At 72.1% G+C, this 7,657-nt stretch carries 10 protein-coding genes; 4 read left to right on the top strand and 6 right to left on the bottom strand.

The window, feature by feature from the left end; all coding sequences use genetic code 11:
- Positions 1–344 (bottom strand): alcohol dehydrogenase catalytic domain-containing protein (locus ACJA3G_RS24665; protein ID WP_406555231.1); only part of this gene is annotated, 344 nt, incomplete at its 3' end.
- Positions 345–490: 146 nt separating this feature from the next.
- On the opposite strand from ACJA3G_RS24665, the gene ACJA3G_RS24670 reads away from it, so the two are divergent.
- Together ACJA3G_RS24670 and ACJA3G_RS24675 are read left to right on the top strand one after the other, a co-directional pair.
- Positions 491–859, top strand: coding sequence for a winged helix-turn-helix transcriptional regulator (locus ACJA3G_RS24670; protein WP_406555232.1), 369 nt, complete (start codon positions 491–493; stop codon positions 857–859).
- 62 nt (positions 860–921) lie between these two features.
- Positions 922–1,773, top strand: a complete 852-nt coding sequence (locus ACJA3G_RS24675) for an alpha/beta fold hydrolase (protein ID WP_406555233.1) — start codon at positions 922–924, stop codon at positions 1,771–1,773.
- A 21-nt stretch (positions 1,774–1,794) separates the two neighbouring features.
- Here ACJA3G_RS24675 and ACJA3G_RS24680 read toward each other — a convergent pair whose 3' ends face one another.
- Both ACJA3G_RS24680 and ACJA3G_RS24685 read right to left on the bottom strand, forming a co-directional pair.
- On the bottom strand, positions 1,795–2,295 hold the full coding sequence (locus ACJA3G_RS24680; RefSeq protein WP_406555234.1) for a GNAT family N-acetyltransferase: 501 nt from the start codon (positions 2,293–2,295) through the stop codon (positions 1,795–1,797).
- A 13-nt stretch (positions 2,296–2,308) separates the two neighbouring features.
- A complete protein-coding gene (locus ACJA3G_RS24685; protein ID WP_406555235.1) occupies positions 2,309–3,184 on the bottom strand; it encodes a hypothetical protein in 876 nt (291 codons plus the stop codon).
- A 324-nt stretch (positions 3,185–3,508) separates the two neighbouring features.
- Between ACJA3G_RS24685 and ACJA3G_RS24690 the strand changes: the two genes are divergently transcribed.
- Together ACJA3G_RS24690 and ACJA3G_RS24695 are read left to right on the top strand one after the other, a co-directional pair.
- A complete protein-coding gene (locus ACJA3G_RS24690; protein WP_406555236.1) occupies positions 3,509–4,708 on the top strand; it encodes a PP2C family protein-serine/threonine phosphatase in 1,200 nt (399 codons plus the stop codon).
- Between the two features lie 55 nt (positions 4,709–4,763).
- Positions 4,764–5,048, top strand: a complete 285-nt coding sequence (locus tag ACJA3G_RS24695; RefSeq protein WP_406555237.1) for a hypothetical protein — start codon at positions 4,764–4,766, stop codon at positions 5,046–5,048.
- Here the strand turns inward: ACJA3G_RS24695 and ACJA3G_RS24700 are convergent.
- From ACJA3G_RS24700 to ACJA3G_RS24710, 3 genes are all read right to left on the bottom strand, one after another.
- A complete protein-coding gene (locus ACJA3G_RS24700; RefSeq protein WP_406555238.1) occupies positions 5,038–5,379 on the bottom strand; it encodes a hypothetical protein in 342 nt (113 codons plus the stop codon). The two genes, ACJA3G_RS24695 and ACJA3G_RS24700, sit on opposite strands and share 11 nt — an antisense overlap.
- A gap of 305 nt (positions 5,380–5,684) precedes the next feature.
- A complete protein-coding gene (locus ACJA3G_RS24705; protein ID WP_406555239.1) occupies positions 5,685–6,170 on the bottom strand; it encodes a lamin tail domain-containing protein in 486 nt (161 codons plus the stop codon).
- Between the two features lie 377 nt (positions 6,171–6,547).
- Positions 6,548–7,657, bottom strand: a 1,110-nt coding sequence (locus ACJA3G_RS24710) for an FGLLP motif-containing membrane protein (protein WP_406555240.1), incomplete at its 5' end; no start/stop codon positions are given.

Raw genomic sequence — 7,657 nt, forward strand, 5'->3', positions numbered from 1 at the left:
GCGGGGGCGGTGACGTACTCGCCGTAGCCACCGGCGGCGCGGGGGAACCACGGCATGCCGTACACCTCGTCCCCCACCTCCAGGGTGTGCACGCCGAAGCCGACCTCCTCGACCACCCCGGCGACGTCCCAGCCGAGGACGAACGGCGGCTCCCCGAGGACGCCCGCCATACCGTGGCCCTCGCGCGTCTTCACATCGACGGGGTTGACCCCGGCGGAGACGACCCGCACCAGGACCTCGGTCGGCAGGGGCGCGGGCCGGGTCGCCTCGGTGACCTCCAGGACCTCGGGGCCGCCGAAGCCGGACTGGGTGACGGTGCGCATCGTGGGGGTGGGGTGGGACATGGCTGACTCCTCGAATGCGGGCGACTGCGCCCGCGCGGTGAACGATGCGGTCACGCTATGGGAGGGGTAGTAGTAACCTGCAAGGGCACCTACTATCTTTTGGATAGCATCGACTCGATCGCGCCCCCGCGCGGAGGAACCGCCCCATGAGCACCAACTGCGACACCGGCAGCCACGACAAGCACGACGTCTACGCGGCCCTGTGCCCCTGCCGGAACGTGCTGGAGCTGCTGGCCAACAAGTGGAGCGCGCTGGCGATCGGCGCCATGGAGGACGGTCCCGTACGGTTCGGCGCACTCCAGCGCGTCCTCCAGGGGGTCAGCCCCAAGGTGCTCACCCAGACGCTGCGCCGCCTGGAGGACGCGGGACTGGTGTCGCGCACGGTCTACCCGGCCGTGCCCCCGCACGTCGAGTACGCCCTGACCGAGCTGGGCCGCAGCGCGGCCGAACCGCTGGCGCACATGCGCGACTGGGCGGAGCGGAATGTGGATCTGCTGTACGCGGGGCAGCAGTAGCCCCACCGGGGCCGGGAGAACTCCCTTGCCATGATCGTCGCGGGGCCGTGAGGATGGCCCCCATGCCTGCCTTCACCGCTCCCGACGGGACCCGACTCGCCTACCACGTACGCGGCGAGGGCGAGCCGCTGCTCTGTGTGCCGGGCGGGCCGATGCGCGCCTCGGCCTACCTCGGGGACCTCGGCGGGCTCTCGGCGCGGCGCCGGCTGATCCTGCTGGATCTGCGCGGGACCGGTGATTCGGGCGTTCCCGCCGACCCGGCGACGTACCGCTGCGACCGGCAGGTGGCGGACGTCGAGGCCCTGCGCGCCCATCTCGGCCTCGACCGGGTCGACCTCCTCGCGCACTCGGCGGGCGGCGATCTCGCCCTGCTGTACGCGGCCCGCCATCCGCACCGCGTCCGTACGCTCACCCTGGTCACCGCCCGCGCGCGGGCCCTCGGTATCGACTTCACCGAGGAGCACCGGCGGGAGGCGGCGGCCCTGCGCGCGGCCGAACCGTGGTTCGGCCCCGCGCACGACGCCTACGAGCGGATCTGGGCCGGATCGGACACGGACGCCGACTGGGACGCCGTCGCCCCGTTCTTCCACGGCCGTTGGGACGCCGCTGCCGAAGCGCACTCCGCGGCCGAGGTGGAGCAGACCAACGCCGGGGCCGCGGAAGCGTACGCGTCGCCCGACGCCTTCTCGCCCGCCGCCGCACGCGCCGTCATGGAGACACTCCACGCACCGGTCCTGCTGCTCACGGGGGAACTGGACAGCGGGCCGCGGCCCCGGGTCGCGGAGAGGATCGCCGCGCTGTTCCGCGACGCCCGGCTCACCGTGCAGCCGGGCGCGGGCCACTACCCGTGGCTGGACGACCCGTCCGGTTTCACGCGGACGGTGACATCGTTCCTGGAGGGGAAGGACGCGTAGCGACAGTCCCCCGTCGGCGGGTCACAGGTCCTGCGTCCACTCCACCGCGTAGTACTTCAGCCACTCGTCCTCCGCGACGAGGCGCATACCGGCCGCGGTCATCACCCGCTGGGAGGCGATGTTGGTGTGGGCCGTGTCGCCCTTCACCCGGGTGATGCCCCGGGCGCGGGCGAAGTGCAGCAGCGCGCGCAGGGCTTCGGTGGCGTAGCCCCTGCCCCGGACCGAGGGCACCAGGCCGTAGCCGATGGTGACGGTCCCGTCGAGGTCGGGTGCCCCGTGGAAGCCCAGACCGCCTATGACGTGGCCGTCCTCGCGCCGGAGGATCTCGTACGCACCGAACGGCCGCGGGTCCCCTCGGCCCTCGTAGGTCTCCAGGTAGCGCAGGGCCCCGGCGGTGTCGGCCTCGGTGGGATACCCGGGTGCCCAGTGGGTGTTCGCGGCCGGCTCGTCCGCGGTCAGCGCCAGCGCCTCCTCGACGCTCATCGGGTGGAGGACGAGCCGTGGTGTGACGAGACATTCCATACCCGGTGGGATATCACCGGGTATGGCGAGGGGCAATCGGACTGCCCCTCAACTCGTCGGCCTGGGCGGCTGTGAGGGGCGGTGTCACCGTGCCGGGCCGCCCGGCCCGGTCCGGGGCGTCCAGGGCGGCACGGATACCGGGCAGCACCTTCTCGCCGAGGATCTGCCGGAGTTGCCACTCGGTCAGGTCAACCCCGCCCGTCGCTTCGGCGACCACGTCCGCGCGTGTGCCGCCGCCGGTGCGCAGATGCGTGGCGGTGACATGCGGCCCGTGACCGGTGAGGACGACTTCGGTGTGGGTGGGCCCGAACTCCACGCCCAGCGCGTCCAGCGCGGCGGCGACGTGCCGGGTGACCGCATCCGCCTGCGCGGGCTGCAGCGGTGCGGGCGGGGCGACGGGTTGGGAGCACGCGGGGTTGATGGCGACGACCACGTGTTCGCCCCGCTCCGAGAACGCCTCCACGCAGTAGCGGGCATCGGTGTGTCCCAGGGCCGTATCCGCCTCGGCCTGCACACCGGCCCGTGCGAGCCGCCGCCCCAGCGCGTGCCTGTCCATGAGGAGTTCGACGATCTCGGGGGTGTGCCAGTCGAGGCCCAGTACCAGGGCGACCAGCGCGGCCTGGGGCCGGCAGTCGTCGGAGAGGCAGCCGATCCGGGTCACCGGCTCGACGGCGTCGACGGCTCGGGCCATCGCGATCCACTCCTCGTCGGAGGCGTCCGGGCTCAGGACGACGATCCGGCCGTGGTCCTCGGTGTCGTCCATCGCCGCGAGGTGTCCGGGCCAGCACAGGACGGACGTGGTGACCTTCTGTCCGGCCGACTCACCGTACGCGCGCATGCGGGCCGGTACACCTCCCCCGGCCCCGAACACCAGCACATGCTCCGTCACGGCAACCCCTCCCCTGCGTGATCCTTTCCGCAGCCCCGTCAACTGTCAAGGCCAGTAAGGGGACTTCACGCGACCGGAGGTGAGGACCGGGGAGAACCGGGGAGAACCGCGACGAACCTGAGCGGAGAGGGGTCACCGGGCCACCGCCCGGAGCAACCCGTACGGGCTCCTTCACCGGGCCGCGTCACCGCCCGCACCCAGCCCGTCCGTGCCCATGCGGGCGCCCGGAGGGGCCGCTCCCACCAGGGCCTACGGTGTGAGGCAGCCGTACGGTGTCGGCCGGGCCTGGGGCGCCCCGGCCGCCCCGCGGTGTATGCAGGGGGGATGGATCTTCGGGCACTGCTCGCACGCCGCCACCCGTCCCACCGGCTGCGCCGCGCACTGCTCGCCACGCCGTTCGCGCTCATCGCGATCATCAGCGTGGCGGACGTCGAGGCTCCGCCCGATGTCCACCTCGGGCCCTTCCTGGCGGCCCCGCCCGCCCTGACGGCGTCCTTCGCCGGGCCGAGGACCACGGGTCTCGTCGGTGCTGTCGCCGTCGCCGCCCAGGTGGGGGTGGCGATGCTGCGCGGCAGCGTCACCGACCTCAACCACTCCTTCCAGATCATCTCACTCGCTCTGATCTCGGTGCTCGTGACGCTCTTCGCCCATCTGCGCGAGGTGCACGAGAGGGAGCTCGTCCAACTGCGCCTGGTGGCCGAGGCCGCGCAGCAGGTGGTGCTGCGGCCCCTGCGGGAGCGGCTCGGCCCCTTGCGGATGGCGTCGGTGTACCTGGCCGCGGAGGCCGAGGCGCAGATCGGCGGCGACCTCTACGCCGCCGCCCGTACCTCCCATGGCACCCGGCTGCTCATCGGCGACGTACGCGGCAAGGGGCTGGAGGCCGTGGGGGACGCGGCCGTCGTCCTGGGCGCCTTCCGGGCCTCGGCACACCAGGAGAACGAGCTGTGCGGACTGGTGGCCTATCTGGAGGGCGCCGTCGGCCCGGAGCCGGACGAGGCGGGCGCCGAGGAAGGTGAGGAAGGCGCCGGGGACGGCGCCGCCGCCGACAGGGACGATGCCGACAGGGCCGACGCCGACGCCCCGGGCGAGGCGTTCATCACCGCGGCGGTCCTCGACGTACCCGACGACCACCAGACGCTGAGCCTGGTCAACTGCGGACACCCGCCGCCCCTGATCCTGCGCGGTGGCCGGGTCCTCCCCCTCGACGTCGCCCGGCCGGCGCCGCCGCTCGGCCTCTCGGAGCTCGCCGGGTCCGAGGGGCCCGGGGAGTACGTCTTCACGGCGGAGACCTTCGCCTTCGAGACGGGCGACATCCTGCTGCTCTACACGGACGGCGTGATCGAGGCCCGCGACGGCGCGGGAGCGTTCTACCCGCTGGCCGAACGGGTGGGCGCCTGGGCGGCCACCGGCCCTCACACCCCCCGCGCCCTGCTCCGCCATCTCTGCGACGACCTGCTCGCCCATGTGCCCGGACGCTGCCTGGGGGACGACGCCGCGATGGTCGCGATCGAGCGGCTGGGATGAGGCCGAACTGATCCATCGGAATGGTGCGACTGGCCCGATCCGGCGGCTGACCGGCGTGTTTGCGGCTCCGCGGGCACACGGCACCCCCGAAACCTGGACCGACCTGACCGACGACGACAACCCCGACTACCCCGACCACGTCTGCGGGATCTCCATCAACGCCCAGGGAAACGACGCCTGGATCAAGGCGGTGACGACGGACGGCACGGTCTACCAGACCCATGGGGACACACAGACAGAGCCCCGTACGGGCCGCCGAATCGCGGCACGCACGGGGCTCCTTCAGGCAGATTCCGTCACGTGGGGTCCGTCACGCGCGGTCCGTCACGTCACGGCTTGATGTCGACGACCTTCATCTCCAGCGGGTAGCCGGACGAGCCGCAGTTGAGCGTCGACGCCTTCTCCGTGCCGAGCTTGCGGTAGCCCTGGTCCCCCTTGTACGGGCCGTTCACCCGTCCGGGGCCGCCGCACTTGGCCTGCACGTACCAGGTGCCGTTGCCGTGCGAACACCAGCCCACGGCCACGTGGTCGTTGGTGTGCGACACATACGCGCTGCACCCCGTGGGCCCGACGGCCGCGCTCGCCGACGGAGCGGCACCCAGCATCACACCGGCCGCCAGCAGACCCACCGCCGAAGCCACGCCGCCCAGCCTCTTCACCTTGTCGTTCATGTGTTCTCACTCCCCGTAAAACGTTCGGTCTGAGTGAGTGAGGCTAGTGCGAGTGCGGTGTACGCGCGTCCTCCTGGAAGACGATGACGAACTGCGCATCAGGCGTCTCACGCGTATACAACCGCCAGCCATTCCCGTGCAGTTGTACGCATACGCCGCATCCCGAGATGAGGCCACCGCCACTCGGCGGCCGGGGAAACGGAGCGCGGCGCGCCTGGCGGCCGATGGGGCCGCGGGACGCGCCGCGCGAGGATCCGAGGTGCGGGCGGTGAACCGTCCCTCGCGGGGACGGTCACCGACCGGCGTCAGTGGTGCCGGGTACCCATGTGGTGGGCGCGCCCCCACATGGCGGTGTCGAGGATACGGCCGCTGTCGTTGCGCAGGGTGGCCGTGTCGCGGTGGTTGTCCCAGACGTAGTTGTGGCGGTCCTGGTAGACGTCACGGCTGGTGTCGCGGCCCATGCCCGTGTGGACCTTGACCGCCGAGTGGCCCTCCAGGCGCAGGCCGTGGAACCGGTAGCGGGCGCCGTCGCTTGCGGTGAGGGTGAATCCGCGCAGGTTCACGGCGTGGCGTCCGGTGTTCATGACCTCCACCCACTCGCCGTTCAGGCTCCGGTTCGAACGGTCGTCACGGCCGGGGCTGTTGTACTGCACCTTGCCGATGACCACGGTGGAACGGTCGGCGTGCCGGTGGTGGCTGTCCGCCGCGGCGGGCAGCGCGGCGGCACCGATCAGGGTGCCTGCGGCGAGCGCGGTGGCGAGGATACGGCGGCTGGTGCGCGAAGCAGTCATGTGCGTGCTCTCTCAAGGACAAGCCCCGGACCGGGTTCTGTTCGGACCGGTGACGGGGCGGGCCAGGTTCCCGGCTGGTGCCGAGGAGCCACACTCTGGCCCGCCGAAGCGATCAAGGCCCGCCGACCCGACGTTCTTTACGAATTCAGGACATTTCCGTAACCACCACTTATGTCAATTCGGCAGCCTGCGGACGCCCCCTCTCGGCCGCGCACCCCTTCTGCAACCAGGCCGCACACCGCCCGCCACAGCGACGGACACCCGGCTCCCGGCTCGCGACAGGCCGTCAACCCGTGACCGTCGCCGTTACCCCCAGCGGGGGACGCAGCCGCCCGGCGGACCGCTCATCCGCGCCGCACACGCCACCGCTCCGGTACTCAGCCCACCGCCGCCGCCGTGCGTTCCAGCCGCGCCACGTGCCTGCGCAGGCCCAGCGAGAACGCCCAGGCCGCCAGGAACAGGGCGGTCGCGATGGCCAGGGTGCACCAGCGCAGATCCTTCGACACCACGAATCCCGGGCCGAGGCCGGGGTGTACGGAGTTCAGCAGGACGTGGAAGAACAACGTCAGGGCGACCAGATACAGGCCGTACCACGCCGGTTTGCTCCAGCTCTTGAGGACGCGTCCGTCCATGCCGGACAGCGGCAGCATCCCGAACACCACGACCTCGATACCCCCGACGACCATCAGCCCGACCGTGTACGCGAGCGCGTGGCGCGCGCTGTCGGGCGCGGCCGTACGGCCCGCCTCGATCAGCGGTGTACCGAGGATCCACACCAGCAGGGAGGCGCTCAGGACACAGATGCCGCCGATCAGCACCGCCTGTCCCTTCGGCATGGTGTGAGGCGTGGGGCTCGGTGCGGGAGGCGCGGTACCGAGCACCATGTAGACCGCCACCAGGCCGTACACATACGGGACGGGGAACGCCAGGCCGCGCGAGAGCGCCGCCATCAGGGCCGCGAGGACCAGACCGGCCGGAACCACCCTCAGCTCGGCCCGTATACCGCCGCGCCCGGGGCGCAGCAGCGAGTCCTTCGTCTTCTCGTACGTCACCAGGACCAGCAGGGTGCCCACCGCCGCTCCCAGCACCTTCGCCACGGTGGGCCCGCTCCAGTGGGCCGTGGCATCGGCCCAGACGACGAGCGCCCCACCGAGCAGCGCGAAGCACCCCATCCGCACCCAGCCCGGCAACCGCGCCGTGCTCGTCCGCGCCGACCGCTCCGCACGGCGCCGGCGCCACCAGCGGCCGAGCGCGTTCTCCGCCAACTGCGAGGGGAAGGCCTTCTCCAGCAGCAGCACGAGCAGCAGGAACCAGGCGGCCATACCCACCGACCCCGCGATGTCCTTCAGCGCCCAGGACACCTCCGCCGGGGTGCGCAGACTTCCCACCAGCCCGGCCGGGCGGTCGTGGTGCCCGTGCCCCGGTGGTGCCGGGTGTCCACTTGGCCTGGGGGACGGTCCCGCCCCCTCCACGCCGCCGTGTGAGGT

The sequence above is a fragment of the Streptomyces sp. YS-3 genome, assembly GCF_045257485.1.
Taxonomy (GTDB): Bacteria; Actinomycetota; Actinomycetes; order Streptomycetales; family Streptomycetaceae; genus Streptomyces.

Coding starts and splice junctions, on each gene's coding strand:
- ACJA3G_RS24670 (WP_406555232.1), top strand. CDS start 491: ATGAGCACCAACTGCGACACCGGCAGCCACGACAAGCACGACGTCTAC.
- ACJA3G_RS24675 (WP_406555233.1), top strand. CDS start 922: ATGCCTGCCTTCACCGCTCCCGACGGGACCCGACTCGCCTACCACGTA.
- ACJA3G_RS24680 (WP_406555234.1), bottom strand. CDS start 2,295: ATGGAATGTCTCGTCACACCACGGCTCGTCCTCCACCCGATGAGCGTC.
- ACJA3G_RS24690 (WP_406555236.1), top strand. CDS start 3,509: ATGGATCTTCGGGCACTGCTCGCACGCCGCCACCCGTCCCACCGGCTG.
- ACJA3G_RS24700 (WP_406555238.1), bottom strand. CDS start 5,379: ATGAACGACAAGGTGAAGAGGCTGGGCGGCGTGGCTTCGGCGGTGGGT.
- ACJA3G_RS24705 (WP_406555239.1), bottom strand. CDS start 6,170: ATGACTGCTTCGCGCACCAGCCGCCGTATCCTCGCCACCGCGCTCGCC.